Below are 20,146 nucleotides of genomic sequence, written 5' to 3' on the forward strand. Positions count from 1 at the left end.
CGTTAACTGCAAAGCGACACCTCAAGCCGGCCACATCTGTCGATCCTTGACGGCAAGGTCGCTGCCGTCCGAGCGCAATGCCGCCGCTGCTGCCGATCCTTCACAAGGCTTTGGCGATGTTTCGCCTCCTCTTCTGTCAGAACCGCACGCCAAGCTTTGCGGTGACGCCATGCTCTTGCACGGAGGACGCAATCTGACCCTCATAAGAGACCGCGAGACTGGCATTGGCCGCCAGACGGAAGTCCAGCCCGACCTCGAGGATGGCAGCGTCCTTGGCGACCGGCGTGCCGCTGATCGCAAAGTTCTGGCCGCCGGCGAAGCCATGCGCGGCCCGCGGCACCACATCGCCAAAGGCATGCCGCCAGCCAAGCGTCCCATATGACTTGACGGCCATGCCGCCAACGACGAAGTCGCTACCGGCATGAAGCCCCAGCGTGGTGTACGTCACGTCGCTGCTGCTGCTGCTGCTCGTTAACCCGGCGCCGTTCGTGTCCTTCTCGCGGTAGCCGTCCGTCTTGAGATGCACATGCGCCAGATTGGCGAAGGGCTCGAAGCGGGCAAACTCGTAGCTCAGCTCATAGCCTGCCTCGCCGAAGGCCTGCGCCGAACGGGCATCGTAGGAGGCTGTCGCCTTATCGGCAAAGCTTTGAAACACGACCCCCGGCCGGTGTCGATCGAATGCCAGCTATGCGCCGCCCCAAAATTCAAAGATAACGCCTCGATTCGGGTACCGGCATAAAGGGCAAGCGTGTAATTGTCCGCTTCGGCCGATGCGGCGCGCGCATCGACCTCGTAGGAGGAATGACCATAACCGCCCGCAAGGCCTAGCCGCCAATCGCCAAGTAAGACATCCCCGCCCGCCAAGAAGCCGCGCGCCGAGCGGTGATAACCGGCCGCATTGCCATCGCCGTCGGCAGTTCCCCAGGCGCCGTAGGCCTGGCTCCAAACAGCAAACCGTTGCGTATCGGCGCAAACCGGCTCCACCCCGTCCGGCCCATAGGCCATCACAGGCACGGATGAGGCCCCCACCCCGTCAAACGCCGCACGCAAACGCTCCATCACGGCATCGCGCGCATAAGAACTCTCCCCTATCAGCGCACCCTTAACCGTCGCATGAATCTCACCGGACAGCGGCGCCCAGGCGTGGCCGGCCGAGGCCTTGCTCAAATTGAGAACAGCAAGCAGCAGCGGATCGAGCGGGGTCGCCGGCAGAGCCTGTACAGTGGGCGATGGCGGCGCCAGCGCCAGTTCTGGCGTGGCGTCCGCCCGAGGCTCTCCCGCCGGCGTCGCTTGGCCGGGTGATGTCGGCGACGGCGTCAGGGGAAAGGCATTTTCCAGCGCCGCCGCAACCGCCATCTCGTTCGCCGTTGCCGCCGTCGAGGCCAGCGCCACCTGGTTGCGCGACAATGTCAGCCCGACATCATGGGTCCGGTGATCAAGCGACGGATCCAGAAACGCAAGGTCCGAGGTCGTTTTGTCGAATTGACCATTCATCCCCCCGGCCGCAGTCAGGATCTGATAGCGGGTCTCCGGCTTATAAAGCCATCCCGCCGGCACCTTGACCGTGCCGCCATTGACCGTGACCGTGCCGGTGGTCTCGATCCGGTCGCTTGCGCCGAGGGAATTGACCTCAACCGCATAGGTCGAGCCTTTCTCAAAGCGAACACCCACATCGCCAACCTTAAGCGTGCCGATCGGCTGCGTCACACTGCCCGGCTCAACCGTCCCGCCCGCTTTTGCAATCAATCCACCGATCGTGCCGGTGCCGCCAATCGTCCCGCCGGTCGTGCCCTGTTCGGTCTGCTTGTCGCCGTTCGGCGTATAGTATTCAACCTCTTTGCCAATGCCGCTGCCATCCACCGTCACCGTCGAGGTGATCGAACCATCCACCGACAGCTTGCCGCCGCGTACCCAAGTGCTGCCCGCATAGGTGTTCTTCCCAGTCAAAATGAGATGCCCGTCGCCAAGCTTCTCCAGACTGTCAACATAGGTCTTGCCCGTCACCGGATCCTTGCCGCGTGTCTGCATCGCTTTCTCGCGAGTGACGATGAGATTCATCAGGTTTTTTTTGTCATCCTCGGTGAATGCTTTACCATTCTCCCCCTGGCCGCTTTGTAGAAGTTGGCGCAGAGTTGCTTGTTCTTTTAGATCGTCATCCTTGCGCGCTCTGATCGCTTCATCGGAAATGTCGTTCGCCCAGGTGTCGGACATTCCCTTCGGCAAGCCCGCCGCAAAATGCCCGAATAACTGGCCGGGACCGGCCATTGCCTTCTTCAGGTCGGGAAGCCCCCAGCCGCCAAGTTCATTCGGAATCCGACTGTCGCCATTCTTCACCGCGGTAAGAAAATCAAAGGTCTTATCACCACGTTTGGGTACTTCGCGATCCGGATCGGCAATCTTGTTTTGAGCTGTCGTGAGCAGTGTTGTGACAGCCTCTTCGTTGCTCATATAGCGATATCGGCTCATGACAAGGGCAAGAGCCCCTGAAATGTGGGGGGAAGCTGCCGATGTGCCGTTGGCATTGTCCATGTAGTTGCCATCTGTCTTGGTCGAGCTCATGCCAGAGGGGCCCATGATACACCACCACTTTGCCACGCCGCATTTATTATAGACTTGGCTCCCTGTTTCGTCGTAGCCGGTAACAGCCAACCACTTCCTTTCTACATCCGGATTTAAAAACGGCTGACTGGCAAACAAGTCAGGATTAGCAGACTTGCTATTGTTGCCGTTGGAGACCACCTGAACAAAACCATGCTGCCTGGACCCATCGACCGCTGCATCAAGCCAGGTTTTGGTTCCTCCCGTCCGGAGCTTCCAGAAATTCCTGGAGGCAAAAACCAAGTCGGAAATGCTACCTGTACGTCTCTCCGAAAGAATAGCTGAATCGCTTCCCCAACTCTCATTGACCACTCTTACATTTTTTTTGCCGAGCGCATCGAACGTCGATTTGAAGAAGTTGAAGTCGAGGGCCGGATTGTTGGAGCCCTGCTGTAGATCGTCACGCCCGCCCGTATTGGCAACATAGAAGGGCGAACCGAAAGCGACGCCGTGCATTTTTTTGTTGTCGCGGCTCGCGACGATCAGCCCTGTCATTCCAGTTCCGTGATCATCATTGATTTCCGGATTGTACTCGCCGCTCATCCCAAATGGTTTGCCCTCCGTGGAAAACCCCTCGACGTAAATGAGATTAAGCCGACCACCCACGAACTCCTGGTGACTAGACAGAATACCGGAATCGAACACTCCAATTCTGACCCCATTTCCGGTAATGCCCAAAGCATAGGCACCGTCGGCGTTCATTGCCTTCAGTCCCCAATTGCCCTGGAATTCTGGGTCATCGCGCCAGCTTTGCATGGCGGCCTGTAGATCGTAGGTGCCGGTTCCGTCAGCATTGACATACGGCGGCGTTTCCTGCGCCAACGCCCCGGACGAAGCGGTCGCGACCAACAGCACCGCGGCGCTGCGCAAGGAGCGAAGCCTGGCCAGACGAGCACGGCATGGCGCGGCTCTGACCTGCATAGCTCCGGCGGACGCCAGCCTAGATTGCCGTGATCCTTTGCTTCCCCATACAACTCGACCCGTCTGCATCGTCATTCCCTATGTCCTCTGTTGTTCTTGACCGGCGGCACCAAACCCTCAAAGCCGAGCGCGGCGGCGGGCGGTGAGGAGGCCGCCGCCTTTCGGACGTCGTCACGTGCGCTCAAGAGATCGGACAGGCGATTTGGGAGGTTGAACGTGGGTTTTGCGCCGTTCACATCAAACCCGGCCAATTCTGTCTCTCTCATCAACTTTAGGGTCGGCCGCCAAACAGTAACCACGTGCTGAATCGGCCATCGTGCAGTCACCCTCACTCAGTGTTGCCGCACTTGTATGTGCAAAGCCTGTGCCAACGCGCTCAGCGCGCAGTAAGCGCCTGTTCGCTTTGAAAAACCTCCACAGTGCACAGATTGCCGGTGGTAATGAACCTGACACCAATGTTTGTTTTGAACCTGAGATTTTGTCTGCCGCTGTCGGATTGTGGACATGCATCGGTTCTGTCGCAAAACGGAATGACAAACGTAACCGGGGCAGATTACCGGGCAGTCAGGCTTGAGCGGCTTGCCTAACGAGATCCGGGAGCGGCGGAATCGACTCTTGTGTTGGTATGCCGAGGCGGTCGCCGAGATAGCGGAAGAATGAGACGTCGAGCTTGATGCAGGTCTTCATCAGGCCGAGCAGGACGTCGCGGGCGTTCTTGCCTGCCTCGCTGACGGTTCCGCCGGAGATCTTGCGCTTGGTGACGAAGGTGCGGATGTCGTTTTCCGAACCATTGGTGTGGAGTGGGATCTCGGGACGATCGAGAACGCGCAGGAGTTCATGCTTGCGGCGATGCAGCCTGGCAAGAAGCCGGTCGAGCATGACGTAGCCGGTTCGTCGTTTGAACAGGCGCTCGAAGCGGGCGCGCAGGGCCGCCGCGTGGCGCGGACAAGGAGCACGCTGGTAGCTCTTGAGGTCGCGATAGAACCACCAGATCAACTGGCGCATGATGTCGACGGCCTGACGTTGATCCGGGGTCACGGGTATCAATTTGTGGACGAGCCGCTCGGCGTGGACCCAGCACAGAGCATGGTCGCCGATGCGGAACTGGCCGGCATCATCGGACACGACCACGGTATCGCCAAGAAAGCCGTGGTGGCGGATCGCTCCCCACATCGCCCCTTCGGTGGCGATCCTGACTGGGTTGGGCCCCGCCCGGTCCAGCGTCACGCCGTAGAAGAAACGCAACGCACAGACCGTCTGGTTCAGCGCCGGCCAGGAAATGCCCTGCGACACCAGATAAACCTGGAACGCACGGACGTCCTCCAGCCCCAGCCGATCCGGCGACCGGCCGAAATAACGGCTGAACTTCGCCACCGCATGCAGATAGGATCGTTGCGTCGCGGGCGACAGGTTGCGCAAGCTCATGTCGTCGATCATGCGACGGCGCAGCGGGCTTACCGCTGTCGTGGCTTCAGCCATGGGATGGTCTCCTGGTCAGGGGTTGGTCTCAGCAACCAAACCTTCCCATCAGGAGACCATTCCAGCCAATGCACACGCCAATCCCGCGTCAGCGGGTTCGTTCAATCCTAAGAGTCCACACCGCCTAAGCCTCAAGCGTCAAGCGTTTCCTCCTCTCGCCGCATGCGGCACACCAGTGTCCTTGATTTGCAGCAGGAGCTATTCGGTCGGATTGCTGAGCGGCTCAGCCCGACCGATCTTCTGAGCATGTCGCAGACACATCCACAGATGAGCGAGGCCATTACGGGAATCGCGACGCTTCGAGAAAGGCGTAAAAGGGCTAGCCGGGTTCAGGCTATCTGGAACAGGTTGACGCAAGACCGCCCTGGCGTCGAGAATCGCCTTGCCCCGCTTCTGCATGGCGACGTGATCCAATCACTCGCGCCCAACTTCAATTACCTCACCTGGGCGCAGCAGGAGAACCTCGTCGCGCTAGCCGGGGAATCGCGGGGAAATCGAAGACATGACAAACCTGCCCATCGCTCACTTCAAATTGAATGATAAAGGCAACGGATTCGAGGCGCCGTAGCCTGCATCAATCATGCGCTTAATGAGCGGACAGCAATGTCTGTCAAGGGAAGAGGTCATTGTAATTATAGCGTGGCTCAACGCAGTCTACGACGACACGAGCTCGATCCGGCATACGCTCCATGAGATAGCGCGTGGCTGTTTCGCGGGGGCTGGGTGCACGATCGAGGATGCGGATAAGTTCTACTCGGATGTCTGTCAAAAGGCGGCGGAAAAGTTTTATGGTGGCAGGAATGTCCGGAGGCCGGATACCAGACGCTACTAGCTTCGGAGACTAGGAAAAGTCCACGTTCAAAGGAGAGTGGTTTGAAACTCAATTCGATCGACCAATTCAGCATGGCTGCTTCGATGCAGGAGTACGCTGCCGTTCAAGAACAGCACCCAGGCACCTTGCCACTCATTCCGCCTGATGCGACGCCCGCAGATGACCATGGAGGGCACCCTGACATCGGCGGGTCGATGCGGATGCCGCCGCGATCCGGCCTGCGTAGCAGAGACGGTTCACTGTGGTCGCGCGTTAAGTCAGCAGTTAGGAAAGCGGTTGGAGAATGTTGCGTCGGAAAGCCTTCTAGCGGATCGGCGCAGGCGTCTGGCAAGGCGTCCTCGTCAGTTCTCCGCTCAGATGACATCGGATATCTCGTTGGCCCGTTATGGGACCACCACCACTGGGACAATGGCGGCCAATTAATGCCGCGTGAAATCATTCGTGAATTGGGAAAACTCGGGTTCCTACCGGGCCAGCGCAACCAAGAGCAGCCGGCACACTTCGAGATTAACGGTGAGCACTACACGGCCGAGGTGAAGCTAACACCGAATTCCAACGTGGTGTTTGGCCAATCCAGAGAAGTTTATCTTATCCATCACCCGCCGCGGACCGCGACGCCAAGCGCCTGATCGCTCGGCTGAAGTTCGCAGCCCTCCGGCAGTCGGCCTGCGTCGAGGATCTCGATTTGCGCACCGCGCGCGGCATTGACCGCGCCGTTATGGCCCATCTGATCGACGGCAGCTGGATCCAGCGCCACGAGAACCTGCTCATCACCGGTCCGACCGAGCCTGCTTCATAATGCTCACCTTTCCATGTCATTGAAGTTCAAGGGTTTTTTGCCGAGGATTGCTGGACGGCGGCCGTCTCAGACGACGAGCAGTCGCTGCACCCTTCACGTCGCTTCGGTCCAAATCGAGGGCGCGGATGATCCAGGGTGCTCCCTTACAGAGCTGGTTCGCCGAAAGTTGACCATCTTTGATCAGACGGCGCACGGTCGATGGGCTGACAGACAGAGCCGTCGCAGCCTCGTCGAGCGTGACCTCACCGCGCTCCTGACGCTCGCCTTCCCGATAGGCTGGAATCTCATTGTGATTACGCAGGCTGCACACCCGTGATTGCGTCCAGCCGTTGCCGCGTCCCGTCGTTTTGCCGGCCCGGTTGAGTACGGAGGCGATCGCCCTGTCCGGCATCTGTCGAGCCAGCACACGCACCAAATCGATGGTCTCGCCTTCGGCGCTCCAGCGGTGCTGGCCGGAGCGGTTTTTCTTGACCTTGAGGGCCGAATGGGCTCCGCCGTGCCAGCGAATGACGAGATCCAGCTTGCTGTCCTCGATGCGGACGACAATCTCGTCGATCAGCGTGCGCACGATGCGTTTCTTTGCCTCTGATGTCACGCCGGCGCTGGTCCATGCCCTTTGCAGATCGGCACCGAGCAGCATCAGTCGCTCGTGATCGACAGGCATCGGCTCGGTAGCGGATGATGTCGTCAATTCCTCCAGGTCCGTCTCCAGATCGCGGACGACGGTCAGTCGTTCATTCCATCGCGTCTCCAACTCCGCAGCGACGAGGCGGTTGTCGGGATCGACGGCATCATACTGGCGACGGGCGCGGCCGACTTCGTAGCGGGCCTGCTCCAGTGCCAGCTCGACCTGTCGTCGCTTGTCCTCGCTCGCCCGGCTGCGGACAGTCTGTGCTGCGAGCGCGGCCTCGATACCAAGCGGTTGCAGGCGCACGATGACCTCGGCGCCGATATCGCGGTCAACACGCATGCCTCCAAACGAGATGCAGCGATCGCCGCCGTGATTGAGGAAGCCACCCCTGCAGTGATAGCGGCCTGTGTTGCCGTCGGTGCCGGAGTAAGCAACGTGCAGCTTGCGTCCGCAATGACCACACCGCAGCAGGCCGGCGAGCAGCGCCTCACCCCGACGCAGGGCACCACGGCTCATAGGGTTCTTGCCATTGGCGTTGTCCGCGATCAGGCCCAGGTTCCTCTCGTAGGCTGCCCAGCTCAGATAACCCTCGTGGTGGTTCGGAATCAACACCTCCCAGTCCTTGCGCTCCTTCTTGAAGCCACGCACCACCTTTTTGCGGCCGGCGTCAATGCTGACGCGGCTGCCGGTGCGCCCAAAAGCATAGGCACCGGCGTAGATCGGGTTGGTCAGGATGTGCAGGATCGTGTTGTACACCGGTAACTTCCACTCAATCAGGCGACCCTCGGCACCGTAGATGACAGCGGGCAATGGGATGCGCTCGTGCCTGAACCAGAGATGCACCTGACGCACCGACTGCATCTCGGCGAACTTGGCGAAGATGAGCGCGATCGCCTCCACAATGCGCCGATCAGGATCCTTCTCGATGCGGTTGTTGCCGATCCGCACGTAACCGATGGCAACCGTCATGAACAGCTCGCCGCGGCGCGCCTTCTGCTTCAGGGCCTCAAGCGAGCGTTGGCGCAGTACCGACAGCTCCATCTCGCTCATGGTTCCCTTCATGCCGAGCAACAGTCGGTCGTTGGGGTGGCGAGCATCGTAGATGCCGTCCTCGTCGAGGATGAGCGTGCCGACGAGACCACAGAACTCCAGCAACGTGTGCCAGTCGCGGCCGTTGCGAGCCAGTCTCGACGCCTCGATCGAGACCACGGCACCAACGCGTCCTTCGCAGATGGCTGCCAACAGCTTCTCGAAGCCGGGCCGCGCGACACCGCCGCCGGAGCGGCCGAGGTCGTCATCAATGACGGCGACATCGCTCCAGCCGAGCTGTCGCGCCCGATCCGCAAGGCCGTATTGGCGGCGCTGGCTCTCCAGGTTGTTGGCAACCTGATCGGCGGTCGACTGACGAATGTAGACGATGGCCTGACGGCCCAGGTGCTCATGCGTGATCTTGCTCATGCGCAGCCTCCTTCGTCTCGGGGCCGTCGGATGGCACGTTTGCCTCGCAAGCGGCAACTGCCTCGATCAGAAGGCACTCGATCAGGCGGACAAGCTCGCGCCTCTGCGCAACTGGAAACTCCGTCAGCGTTCGATCCACCTCGAACAAGTCTCTCTGCTGGTCGTATCGTGGTCGCATGATCACATCCTCCTCGCGAGGCCGATTCCCCGCCGCAAGAGGCTAGAAGCGTATCGAGGCGCGCGCGCAATTCGATGAGCCGGCCGATCGACAACGCAGGGCACGTAGTGAGAGTGGCAGAGCCAGCCGCTGCCTCCGCCATCCAGGACGGGACCAGAGCGAGCGTGCCGTCAGGCTGAACCACGACCAGGTGATCCTCGCCTGCAAACCGCCGCCGAAGTGTGATCGAAACCATCTGGCCGCATCGAGGATGAAACGGATAGTAAATCCGGACCTCAAACGCCGGACACCCGGCATTGTGGCGCTGTCTTGACCGGCCTCGGCAAAAGCTGGATCGCCTGCGCGCTCGGCCACAAGGCCTGCCGCGATGGCCGCTCCGCCGCCTACCATCGCATGCCGCGCCTGTTCGAGGCGCTCGCCATCGCCAGGGGCGACGGGCGGCATGCCCGCAACGGGCGCCTCTTGCTTGGCCTGAAGCAGGCCGGCAACGAACGGCTGCGGCAAAGCGAGCTCGCCCTGGACCAGGCCCGCTATGAGGCGGCGCATGCACGCCGCCAATACGACGCCGTTGATCCAGATAACCGCCTTGTCGCCGGCGAGCTCGAACGGCGATGGAATGACTGTCTGGCGGCGGTCGTCCGGCTTGAGGATCAGGTCCGGAGCTTGCGCAGCGAGCAGCCGAGCGCCCTAAGCGAGGACGAACGCACGATGCTTATAGCGCTCGCAGACGACATGCCTGCGCTGTGGAACCATCCCGCCGCGTCCGTCGAGACGCGCAAGCGGATTTTGCGCACCGTGCTGAAGGAGATCATTGTTACAGCCGAGACCGATCGGCTCCACCTCGTGCTACACTGGCACGGCGGCGATCACACGCGGCTCGACGTGGTGAAGAACCGGTCTGGCCAAAACCGCTACAAGACTGATGTGGCGACCGGCCGCGTCAGCGGGTTCGCTCAATCCGGCTTCAATGAGGTCGCGCGCCGCGCCAAGCCGTACCATCACCGCCGCGCGACCTCACAGAACCCTCCAGATTCGAAACATCAGGCATGGAAAATGCACGTTGTTTCCAGGGGTTTGAAATTGGCCGCAATGGTGCACCGCCGACAGATCACCGGTGGCCGCTGCGGGACAATCACGGATGATGATCTCATTCAGTTTGTCGCTCCATAGGAGGTGAAATGATAAGGAACATTGACGAGCCTGGCAAGGCCCCCATCTCGATGGTTAGCGCCATCGAAGGCAATATCACGGACGATTCTCCCGCCAGACCGGTTGTTGGCGTCGAAGAATCTCGACAATCGACTTGTTCTATGGTGAAGCAGGCGCGCTCTGAGCATCAAGCGTCAAGCGGTTCCTCCACTCTCAGGATGCAGCACACCAGTGTCCGTGATCTGGATCCGGGGCTACTCGGTGAGATTGCCGAGCGGCTCAGACCGACCGATCTGCTGAGCATGTTGTCGACAAATCGCCGGCTGCGTTTCGACACCTGGCTATCGCCGGCGTCTCGAGAAAGGTGTCAAAGGGCTATTCGGGTTCAGGCCATCTGGGCGAGGTTGCGGGGTCACGAGCCCGGCGCGGATCGCTTTGCCGCGCGCATGGTGCCCAACATGATCCAATCACTCGCGCCCAACTTCAATTACCTCACCCGGGCGGACCAGAAGGGTCTCGTCGCGCTAGTCCAGAGGCTTCGCGACCTCGATGACCGCAACTCGATCTTGATCGATATCGGACCGGGCTTGGCAGGACTCGAGCCAGATCTCCAGGAGGATCTCGTCCGCTTCGCCGAGGGACTTGACCAGCCCGGGGAATGCGCCTCCGCCGTCGGAGCCCTCGGAAAAGGCGTCGCAGGGCTTGCCCCTAACCTCCAGGAGCGTCTCGTTAGCCTGGCAGAGGGGCTCGACGAGCCCGAACATTGCGCCTCGGCCCTGGTGGGCGTCGGGGCGGGTGTGGCAGGGCTTGATCGCGGTCTCCAGGAGCGTCTCGTCACCCTTGCCGAGGGGATCGACGAGCCCGAATATTGCGCCTTGGCCCTATGGGGCTTCGGAGAGGGCTTGGCAGGGCTTAAGCGCGATCTCCAGGAGCGTCTTGTCAGACTCGCCGAGAGGCTTGAGGACCAGGAGCATTGCGCCGCGGCCGTGGAGGGTCTCGCAGCGGGCGTGGCGGGGCTTGATCGCGAGCTCCAGCAGTGTCTCGTTAGCCTCGCCGAGGGGCTCGAGGACCAAGAGGACCGCGCCTCGGCCGTGCAGGGTCTCGCAGCGGGCGTGGCCGGGCTTGAGCGGGATCTCCAGGAGCGTCTTGTCAAGCTCGCCGAAGGGCTTAACCAAGTGCATGGCGCCTTCGCCCTCCAAGGCTTCGGCACAGGGCTGGGAGGGCTTGCGCTGGATCTCCAGGAGCGTCTTGTCAAGCTCGCCGAAGGGCTTGACCAAGTGCATGGCGCCTTCGCCCTCGGAGACCTCGGCACAGGTGTGGGAGGGCTTGCGCGGGAGCTCCAGGAGCGTCTTGTCAAGCTCGCCGAGGGTCTTGAGGACCAAAAGCATCGCGGCACGGCTTTAATTGGCCTTGGAGCCGGCGTGGCGGGGCTTGCGCGGGATCTCCAGCGCCGTCTCGTCCGCCTCGCGGAGGAACTCGACCAGCCCGGAGATCGCGTAGCGGCGCTACAGGGCTTCGGAGAGGGGCTGGCAGGGCTTGAGGTTGACCTCCAACGGCGTCTCGTAGTCCTCGCCGATCGCATCCAGGGCCCCCATCGCGCCAACGCTCTCCAAGCCCTGGGGAGAGGTGTGGCAGAGCTTAAGGGCGAGCTACAAGGGCGCATCGCTGCCCTTGCCGACGGCCTCGCCCAGCCGGACCATCGGGCTAGCGCCTTGGCAGCATTGTTGCCTAGGCGGTAAGCCAGATTACGGCTTACACACCGTCTTCAACGGGTGCGTGGAATGAGTTGAAGCCGATCGCAGCTGGATCAGACCTACGGGCGACAACGTGGACCCCTATGGATATTTGTTGCAGGGTTTTTTCGGGTGTCCCTTTCGTCCCGTTGGCTCAACGGCCGCCAGAAGTCGTCTCGCTTGTGTCAGCCTCGACATGGCCCCTCTCGACGTCCGTTAGGATGGCGCAGCCGAGAACCGACCAAAATCGCTTTCCGGGATCCGCGCAATCGCGGTCAGTGAATTCTGACAACGAATGGCCGCTCCACATCGGATGCAGGTTCACCGACACATTATCGTCTTGCTCCCTGCCTAAACGAGTCTGCCTCTGGGCGAAATCCTCCGATTCCAAATCCGCTGAGCGCTCTTCCTCGAGGGTGGCGTCGGAGCGCAGGGCTCGAACGAGACTCTCGAATTTGCTAACCTCGCGCCCTGCCTGGGAGCGGGAAAAAGCTGGGGGTAAGAATTTTAGCGTAACCGGAGCTTTTTGTCGGAAGGGGCATTCGGTGGCAGCGCAATTGAGGATGAAGGTCTGGGTCGAATTGGTTGGCGCCGATGGCCTGCCGCTACGTCGAGAGATCGCAATTGTCGCACGCAACGTCGAAGGGGCGCGGCTCGGCGACTTCGGCCTCTCTCTGGATGAAAGCAAGGGCATACAGCGCCGCCTGCAGGGGGAATTCACGCAGTTCCAGGCAGATCAGGCGGCACAGCTCGATAGGAATTGTTTGGAATGCGGTCGCGTTAGGAGCATCCATGACTACCGATCTCGCACGGTCGACTCGCTCTTTGGCGTTTGCCGTATGCGCGTACCTCGCTTTCGCGGCTGCGCGTGCGACGGATCGGCGAATCCTGGCGAAGGAAGAACAGAAGCCCTGTTGAACGGCAGAGCCACGCCGGAGTTGCAGCGCATTCAGGCTGAACTCGGCTCCCGATTGTCATTTCGTGAAGCGGCGCGTGTTCTCGACCTTTTTGTGCCGGCCATGCGGCCGCACAATCATCGCACTGTAAGCAACCGGCTGGCGAAGGTCGCCGATCAGATCGAGAAATGGGACCTTGCAAGTCCCTATAGACTGAGCCGTGCCGACGGGTCGCCCATTTCCGTGTTCATTGATGGCGCCTACATTCGCGCGGTCCCCGGATACCAGAGCCGCCATTTCGAAATTGCCATGGGGCGGGTTGTGACCAAAGGCCGACCACCGCGTCAGTTCGCGGCCTCACCGCATGTTACCACCGGCAAGCACGACGTTGTTCGTGCGGCGCTGCGGGCGCAAGGGTGGGTGCCAGGCAGCGACGTCACCGTTTTCAGCGACGGAGACGTCGGGCTGCAGGGTATCGTCATCGGCGCAACACGCCAGCCCATCACCCACATTCTCGACTGGTTCCATCTGTCGATGCGGCTCCGTCACATCGAACAGGCGTGGGAAGGGCTCAAGAGCGTTGGCAATCTGAGTATCTACCTTCGAGACACTGCGCTTCATGTGCCGCGGCTTCGTCATCTCCTCTGGAGCGGCTACGTCAGGGAGGCGACGAGAGCCGTGAGGGATATGCTTTGCCAGTTGGAGCAATATGCTCGGCTGCCGGATGCCAGCAACAAGCTCAAGCGCTTCTTCGAACTGGTCAGCAATCTTCAGACCTACCTGATCCAGAACAAAACCTCCCTGGTCGACTACTGCCAACGATATTGGGCGGATCACCCGATCTCGAGTGCCCCGGCCGAATCCGCCGCCAACAGCCTCGTCAATGCCCGCATGAACAAAAAACGTCAGATGCGCTGGTCTCCCGCAGGGGCTCACAGGGTACTTCAGGTCCGCGCGGCGGTTGCCGATGGTCGATTGAAGCAAGCCAAGTTTGCCCTTGCGGCTTGACCCCAGCTTTTTCCCGCTCCCTTAAGTTTACGGTGCCAGCTGTCCGCATCTCCGAAGGAAAGCCAGCTCGCAAGGGCGCTACGGGAACTCGGTCGGATCGAGCGATCGCTGTTCATGATCGAATGGTACTCAAGTCCGATATTGCGTCGGCGCTGCCAAGCCGGCCTCAACAAGGGCGAAGCTGCGCATAAACTGAAGCGCGCTGTCTTCTTCCACGAGCGCGGCGAAATCCGCGACCGATCATTCGAAAGCCAGGCGTTCCGCGCCTCCGGCCTCAATCTCGTCGTTAGCGCGATCGTGCATTGGAATACGGTCTATATCGAACGGGCCGTCACCCACTTGCGCAAAATGCACCGCGAGATTCCGGATCATCTGCTCAAGCACGTCTCGCCGCTTAGCTGGGAACACATCAATCTGACCGGCATCTACACCTGGGATGCAGAACATCAGATGCCTGAAGGCTTCCGGTCGCTCAGACTTCCGACTCGGTTACGCCACGCCGCATGATGTTCATGCTCCGTTCGACCTTAGCGTGTCGGGCCTTTATCAACCAAAGACCGCAATATCCTTGTGACCTATGGCTTTTCATGCGATTCTTCGGGCTGGTCTGAAGGAGGTGAGAATGCCTGAAATGCTTGCAGCGCTTTCCAGCATTCGGACTGTTGAAGAAATGATCGCGGCCTTCCGGGATGAGCAGCATTGCCGTCGGTTGCTGGAAAGCATGGTGTGGCCGGATGGCCGGATCTGCCCCGCCTGCGGATACAAACGCTCGATTGCGCTTGCCGATCGCGATACCGGCAAGCGGCGCGCCCGACCGGGTCTTTATCAATGTTCCAGCGGCGTTTGCCGGTTCCAGTTCACGGTGACGACACACACGCCTCTGCACTCCACGAAGCTTTCCTTGCGTGTTTGGCTGAAGGCAATGTGGCTGTTACTGCAATCCGACAAGGGCTTGTCGTCGGTGCGCCTGGCCGAGGCGCTCGGGGTGAGCCAGCCAACGGCCTGGCGGATGGGACATGCACTGCGTCTCATGGTGGCGCGGGAGAACATGCTCGCCGGCACGGTGGAGATCGACCATTTCCATCTCGGTGGAAGGCCAGAAAGAATCCCGACGACCCGCCTCCGGGCCGCGGCCGGAAAGGCCAGACGAATACGGACAAAACGCCAGTCATGGCAATGGTGCAGCGACCGACCGATGTAATGCCTGGCACTCTGGCCGGTGACGCGCGTGCCGCGGTCGTGACCGGTCTCTCGGCGCGAGCAAGCGAACGCGTCATTGAAGCGCAGATCGAATCGGGAGCTCATTTGATGAGCGACGAGTGGAAGGCATTCATGGCCATTGGTGAGAGCTTTGCCAAGCACGAGACCGTGAAGCATTCCAACGGTGAGTATGTTCGCGACGCCGTCCACGTCAATTCAGTGGAGGGCTTCAACTCCCGCGTCCGCCGTACCATCGCCGGTGTCTTTCATCATATCAGCCCGCAGCATGCCGACCTGTATTTCCACGAGATCGGCTTCCGATGGTCGCAGCGCGTCGTCACAGGAAACGTCATTCGCAAAACCCGGCATGGCCGGGAGAGCGTGCGAACCTTGTGGTCGCGCGTGCCGCCTGCGCTGCAATTGACGAATGTTTTTCGCACCGCCACGGGTCGTCAGATGCGCCGAAGCCCGGATGGCGGCATCATCATCAAATCAGCCGTAGCTGTCTTTGGTTGATAAAGGCCGCGTACGATTTCGCACTGCTCTTGTTCCGACCCCAATCCGCTTGCAGAAATCGTTCATCGGCGTCTGAAGCTTGTCGAGTAAGCGTGTCTGGCGCCTGGCCGGGAGTCGCCTATCGTAAAAATGGATGAGAGTCCCGAGTGCCATCTACTTCAGTTTTCTGATTGCGACGGAAGCGTTTCGTGGTTTGCTCGCCGCTGCCAAAACTTCCGATTTAGGCATATTCTTAAAGTGGTCAGTGCTCTCCAGCAGGGCCTGCACCGCCTGGGCGCCACCAACATTGCCCAGGATCTTGACGATATCGTCCTTGCTGAGCTTCTGGCCGCCGCTGAAGTCCAGCTTGGCCAGCGCCTCCGCCTTGCTCAGCAGGGCCGGCACCGCCTGCGCCGCGCCGACATTGCCCATGATCTTGAGGATATCATCCTTGCTGAGCTTGTGCCCGCAGCTGAACTCCAGCTTGGCCAGCGCCTCCGCGTTGCCCAGCAGGGCCGGCACCGCCTGGGCGCCACCAACATTGCCCAGGATCTTGACGATATCGTCCTTGCTGAGCTTCTGGCCGCCGCTGAAGTCCAGCTTGGCCAGCGCCTCCGCCTTGCTCAGCAGGGCCGGCACCGCCTGCGCCGCGCCGACATTGCCCATGATCTTGAGGATATCATCCTTGCTGAGCTTGTGCCCGCAGCTGAACTCCAGCTTGGCCAGCGCCTCCGCGTTGCCCAGCAGGGCCGGCACCGCCTGGGCGCCACCAACATTGCCCAGGATCTTGACGATATCGTCCTTGCTGAGCTTCTGGCCGCCGCTGAAGTCCAGCTTGGCCAGCGCCTCCGCCTTGCTCAGCAGGGCCGGCACCGCCTGCGCCGCGCCGACATTGCCCATGATCTTGAGGATATCATCCTTGCTGAGCTTGTGCCCGCAGCTGAACTCCAGCTTGGCCAGCGCCTCCGCGTTGCCCAGCAGGGCCGGCACCGCCTGGGCGCCACCAACATTGCCCAGGATCTTGACGATATCATCCTTGCTGAGCTTCTGGCCGCCGCTGAACTCTAGCTTGGCCAGCGCCTTCTCGTTTTTCAGCAGGGCCGACACTGCCTGCGCCGCGCCGTCATTGCCCATGATCTTGAGGATGTCGTCCTTGCCGAACGTGTCGTCGCCGAACTTGAGTTCGCCCAGCGCTCCCGCGTTCTCCAGCAGGGCCGGCACCGCCTTCGCCGCGCCAGCCTGACCCACGATCTTGACGATATCATCCTTGCTGAGCTTCTGGCCGCCGCTGAACTCCAACTTAGCCAACTCCTCCGCCTTCTCCAGCAGGGCCTGCACCGCCTGGGCGCCACCAACATTGCCCAGGATTTTGACGATATCGTCCTTGCTGAGCTTCTGGCCACTGACGTCCAACTTCGCAAGTGCCTCCGCCTTGTCCAGCAGGGCCGGCACCGCCTTCGCCGCGCCAGCCTGACCCACGATCTTGAGGATATCATCCTTGCTGAGCTTCTGGCCGCCGCTGAACTCCAACTTAGCCAACTCCTCCGCCTTCTCCAGCAGGGCCTGCACCGCCTGGGCGCCACCAACATTGCCCAGGATTTTGACGATATCGTCCTTGCTGAGCTTCTGGCCGCCGCTGAACTCTAGCTTGGCCAGCGCCTTCTCGTTTTTCAGCAGGGCCGACACTGCCTGCGCCGCGCCGTCATTGCCCATGATCTTGAGGATGTCGTCCTTGCCGAACGTGTCGTCGCCGAACTTGAGTTCGCCCAGCGCTCCCGCGTTCTCCAGCAGGGCCGGCACCGCCTTCGCCGCGCCAGCCTGACCCACGATCTTGACGATATCATCCTTGCTGAGCTTCTGGCCGCCGCTGAACTCTAGCTTGGCCAGCGCCTCCGCCTTCTCCAGCAGGGCCGGCAGCGCCGGAGCGGCACCCTTCTTGCCCAAGATTTTGACGATATCGTCCTTGCTGAGCTTCTGGCCACTGACGTCCAACTTCGCCAGTGCCTCCGCCTTGTCCAGCAGGGCATGCACCACCTTCGCCGCGCCAACGGTGCCCACTATCTTGAGGATATCGGCCTTGCCGAACTTCCGGCCGCCGAACTCTAGCTTCGCCAGCGCCACCGCGTTTTTCATGAGAGCCGCCACCACCCGCGGCCCGCCCTTGTGGCGCAGGTTCAGGATGTCGTCCTTGCCGACCTTCTTGCCGCCGAACTCCAGCTTCGCCAGGGCATCCGCGTCGTCCGTAAAGGGTTCCAAGCGTTCGCCAACTGGTTGGCGCTCCTTGAATGACACCAAAGAACTCGCCCCCCTGGCTTTACTCGCCAACTCACTAAAGTCTTTCTCGAACTCCGTTCCACTCCGGCGTTTCCGTTTCGAGCTTGGCGGCGCCTCCCGATGACTCTCCCCCAAGGCGATTGCCGGTTGCGCCCCGTCCCGCGCCAGCAACGCCGTACGATCGGCGACGACGGCTTGAAAATCCAGGGATGCGCTGTCGAGCCATTGGCGGTTGGGCAGTCTGGTCAACGGTGCGTGCGTGGCCGCCAGCACCGAAACACTGCAGTCGTATCCGTTCTTCTGCTGGGCCATCTCGCCTACCCGCCTTGTCGCCCCTCCAAAATTCGCTGGGAGCGGGTCTCCCCGGAACCGCTTGACCCTCTGCCATGCCTGTCCACAATAGTCCTCCACTCTCCCACTCGCTCCCCCGTCGACCGCTGGAAACGCTGGAGTGCTGTCGGGCCCGACAGCGGGCTGAGACGAGTGCTCCAGAAGCTGCTGCAGCTCCGCCCATGGCAGATCCTCGTCCATAGCCTCCGACGAGAGGTCTTGCCGCGGATGCGCGTCGGTTTGCGGATATATCCCGCTGGCCACGTCCTCATCCGCCGCTGCAAGACTGCCGGCGCGAGTGGGCGCATCGTATTCGTCCGGGCTCGCTGGCGGCCGGTCTCCCCCGAACTGCTCGATCATCCGCAATGCCTGTCCAGAAGAGTCCTTCTCCAAGGCGAGCCAATACTCCGTCACGTCGCTCATCGTCTGCGACAACTGCTCCCTGAGGATGCCCAGGGCCTGATCGTAGTCCTCCCCTCTCTCACTCGCTTCCCCGTCGGCGGAAAACCTTGCAGTGCTGTGGCTTGACCCGGCAAGGGACTGCGGCGAGAGCCCCAGAAACTGCTGCACCTCCTCCCATCGCAGAGCCTCGTCCCTCTCGTCCGACGAGAGGTCTTGCCGCGGATGCGCGTCGGTTTGCGGATATGTTCCGCTGGCCACGTCCTCATCCGCCGGCAGAACAAGGCTGCCGGCGCGAGTGGGCGCATCGTGTTCGTCCGGGCTCGCTGGGGGCCGGTCTCCCCGAACTGCTCGACCATCCGCCATGCCTGTCCGAAAAAGTCCTCCTGCAAGGAGAGCGAAGACTCCGCCATCTCCCATGGCGTCTGCGGCAACGGCTTTCTGTGGATGCCTAGGGCCTGATCGTAGTCCTCCCCTCTCTCACTCGCTTCCCCGTCGGCGGAAAACCCTGCAGTGCTGCGGCTTGACCCGGCAAGGGACTGCGGCGAGAGCCCCAGAAACTGCAGCACCTCCTCCCGTCGCAGAGCCTCGCCCCTAGCGTCCAACGAGAGGTCTTGCCGCGGATGCGCGTCGATTTGCGGATATGTCCCGCTGACCACGTCCTCATCCGTCGCTGGAAGATTGTCTGGAAGGCTGACCAGACTGACCGTGCTATCCGGATCCGCGGGCGGGGTCTGCAGGAAACGCCAGGTCACCGGACTGAAGTCACGATTCTTTGGGATCATGACGCCATTTCCTGTTTCTTCGGTGATCCCTGTCGCACCTCAAATCGATCGCGACGGCAGCGGGCAGGGTTGTAGAACAGCGCCATCAAGGGTCCAAAGGTCGTCGAATCGTGCAGCGATGTGACTGTAGGACGGTGGAACAGGAATCCGGCGCGAATACTGGGGCAGGTCATGCCCGTACTTTCTAGAGAGAAGCCATTGGAATGACGAGGATGTGGTGATGAACCAAACATGTCGGGCGCGTGTTCGGCTCGGGCCAGCAAATACCTCGCCGCCTGTCGGGTGAAGGGCTGGGCATTCGGGACGAAAAGGCTTATCGCCGGCCAGCGGCAGATGGCGCCGAACTCGTCGGCGCTATATGCTCCTAGACCGACAGGCCGCTCTTCAAATTGGGGAGATCCAGATCTGCGCGTTTTCCAGGTCCACTTGGTCACAATGCGGTTCAATCGCCTTGCTGACGCGCAAGCCGTGACCAAGCTGTGACAAGGCATCATAAGCAGCAGCAGCACATAGCTCGCAGATGCGACGACGCCTTTGCAGACTCCTCCAATATGGCCCTGATCTCGGCCTTCCCTGGAAACCGTGCGCTCCCTGCTACCGTTGGTAAGTCATCCGATCCCATTTCGAACCTCGCTGTTCGATAGCGTGCATGACGCCTGATTGGTGGTTCGCGTTTGCATGACCCGTAATGCCGCCGCGCAATGACCCTCGCCCTTGCCTGCTCGCTCGGTGTCACACTAGCGGTGATGTCATATCCAGTGCATATGGAATACGGACATTGCGCGCGGGCCTAATTTGAAGTTCTGAACGCGAGTACGTCTGAAAGGCATGCCCGGCAGAAGACTGAGCTCGCTGCCGGGCCGGGTACGCCTTGGGAGGTGGCGTAAGTCAGCGGCTCTCGTGGCGGTGCGACCACTCAGTCCGCGCGTATTGCTGAATAGCGTGCATGTAGCGTGCCAAGCCAAAAAGCATTTAAAAACA

7 protein-coding genes and 7 pseudogenes are annotated in these 20,146 nt (G+C 61.1%); 8 read left to right on the forward strand and 6 right to left on the reverse strand.

Annotation, left to right across the window (positions count from 1 at the left end; genetic code table 11):
- Positions 1-136: 136 nt before the first annotated feature.
- From HB778_RS43740 to HB778_RS38520, 3 genes and pseudogenes are all read right to left on the reverse strand, one after another.
- Positions 137-2,448: pseudogene (locus HB778_RS43740) on the reverse strand (autotransporter outer membrane beta-barrel domain-containing protein).
- A pseudogene (locus tag HB778_RS43745) lies at positions 2,431-3,594 on the reverse strand (S8 family peptidase); the annotation flags it as partial. The pseudogenes HB778_RS43740 and HB778_RS43745, both read right to left, overlap by 18 nt.
- A 489-nt stretch (positions 3,595-4,083) precedes the next feature.
- The gene (locus tag HB778_RS38520) at positions 4,084-4,998 is read right to left on the reverse strand and encodes a phage integrase N-terminal SAM-like domain-containing protein (protein WP_244662177.1); all 915 of its coding nucleotides are present in this window, start codon (positions 4,996-4,998) and stop codon (positions 4,084-4,086) included.
- 496 nt (positions 4,999-5,494) lie between these two features.
- On the opposite strand from HB778_RS38520, the pseudogene HB778_RS42435 reads away from it, so the two are divergent.
- The 3 genes and pseudogenes from HB778_RS42435 to HB778_RS38535 form a co-directional block, all read left to right on the forward strand.
- A pseudogene (locus HB778_RS42435) lies at positions 5,495-5,830 on the forward strand (XopAG/AvrGf1 family type III secretion system effector); the annotation flags it as partial.
- A 41-nt stretch (positions 5,831-5,871) separates the two neighbouring features.
- Complete coding sequence (locus tag HB778_RS38530) at positions 5,872-6,459, forward strand: hypothetical protein (RefSeq protein ID WP_183465765.1); 588 nt, start codon at positions 5,872-5,874, stop codon at positions 6,457-6,459.
- Positions 6,432-6,614, forward strand: a pseudogene (locus HB778_RS38535) (ATP-binding protein); the annotation flags it as partial. The gene HB778_RS38530 and the pseudogene HB778_RS38535, both read left to right, overlap by 28 nt.
- Before the next feature lie 31 nt (positions 6,615-6,645).
- Here HB778_RS38535 and HB778_RS38540 read toward each other — a convergent pair.
- Positions 6,646-8,718, reverse strand: coding sequence for a recombinase family protein (locus HB778_RS38540; RefSeq protein ID WP_183465485.1), 2,073 nt, complete (start codon positions 8,716-8,718; stop codon positions 6,646-6,648).
- A gap of 490 nt (positions 8,719-9,208) precedes the next feature.
- On the opposite strand from HB778_RS38540, the pseudogene HB778_RS41105 reads away from it, so the two are divergent.
- The 5 genes and pseudogenes from HB778_RS41105 to HB778_RS38565 form a co-directional block, all read left to right on the forward strand.
- Positions 9,209-9,346: pseudogene (locus HB778_RS41105) on the forward strand (ATP-binding protein); the annotation flags it as partial.
- Between the two features lie 728 nt (positions 9,347-10,074).
- Positions 10,075-11,784 carry a hypothetical protein gene (locus HB778_RS38550; protein ID WP_183455357.1) on the forward strand — a complete coding sequence of 570 codons (1,710 nt, stop codon included), beginning with the start codon at positions 10,075-10,077 and terminating at the stop codon, positions 11,782-11,784.
- Between the two features lie 539 nt (positions 11,785-12,323).
- Entirely contained in the window at positions 12,324-13,682 is a 1,359-nt protein-coding gene (locus tag HB778_RS38555) for an ISKra4 family transposase (RefSeq protein WP_183455359.1), read from the forward strand.
- A 36-nt stretch (positions 13,683-13,718) separates the two neighbouring features.
- A pseudogene (locus HB778_RS38560) lies at positions 13,719-14,189 on the forward strand (Tn3 family transposase); the annotation flags it as partial.
- A gap of 115 nt (positions 14,190-14,304) precedes the next feature.
- Positions 14,305-15,398 (forward strand): annotated as a pseudogene (locus tag HB778_RS38565) (IS1595 family transposase).
- A gap of 153 nt (positions 15,399-15,551) precedes the next feature.
- Here the strand turns inward: HB778_RS38565 and HB778_RS38570 are convergent.
- Together HB778_RS38570 and HB778_RS38575 are read right to left on the reverse strand one after the other, a co-directional pair.
- Complete coding sequence (locus HB778_RS38570; protein WP_183465767.1) at positions 15,552-18,641, reverse strand: hypothetical protein; 3,090 nt, start codon at positions 18,639-18,641, stop codon at positions 15,552-15,554.
- Between the two features lie 520 nt (positions 18,642-19,161).
- On the reverse strand, positions 19,162-19,611 hold the full coding sequence (locus HB778_RS38575; RefSeq protein WP_183455361.1) for a hypothetical protein: 450 nt from the start codon (positions 19,609-19,611) through the stop codon (positions 19,162-19,164).
- Between the last annotated feature and the right edge of the window lie 535 nt (positions 19,612-20,146).

Source organism: Mesorhizobium huakuii, assembly GCF_014189455.1.
Taxonomy (GTDB): Bacteria; Pseudomonadota; Alphaproteobacteria; order Rhizobiales; family Rhizobiaceae; genus Mesorhizobium; species Mesorhizobium huakuii_A.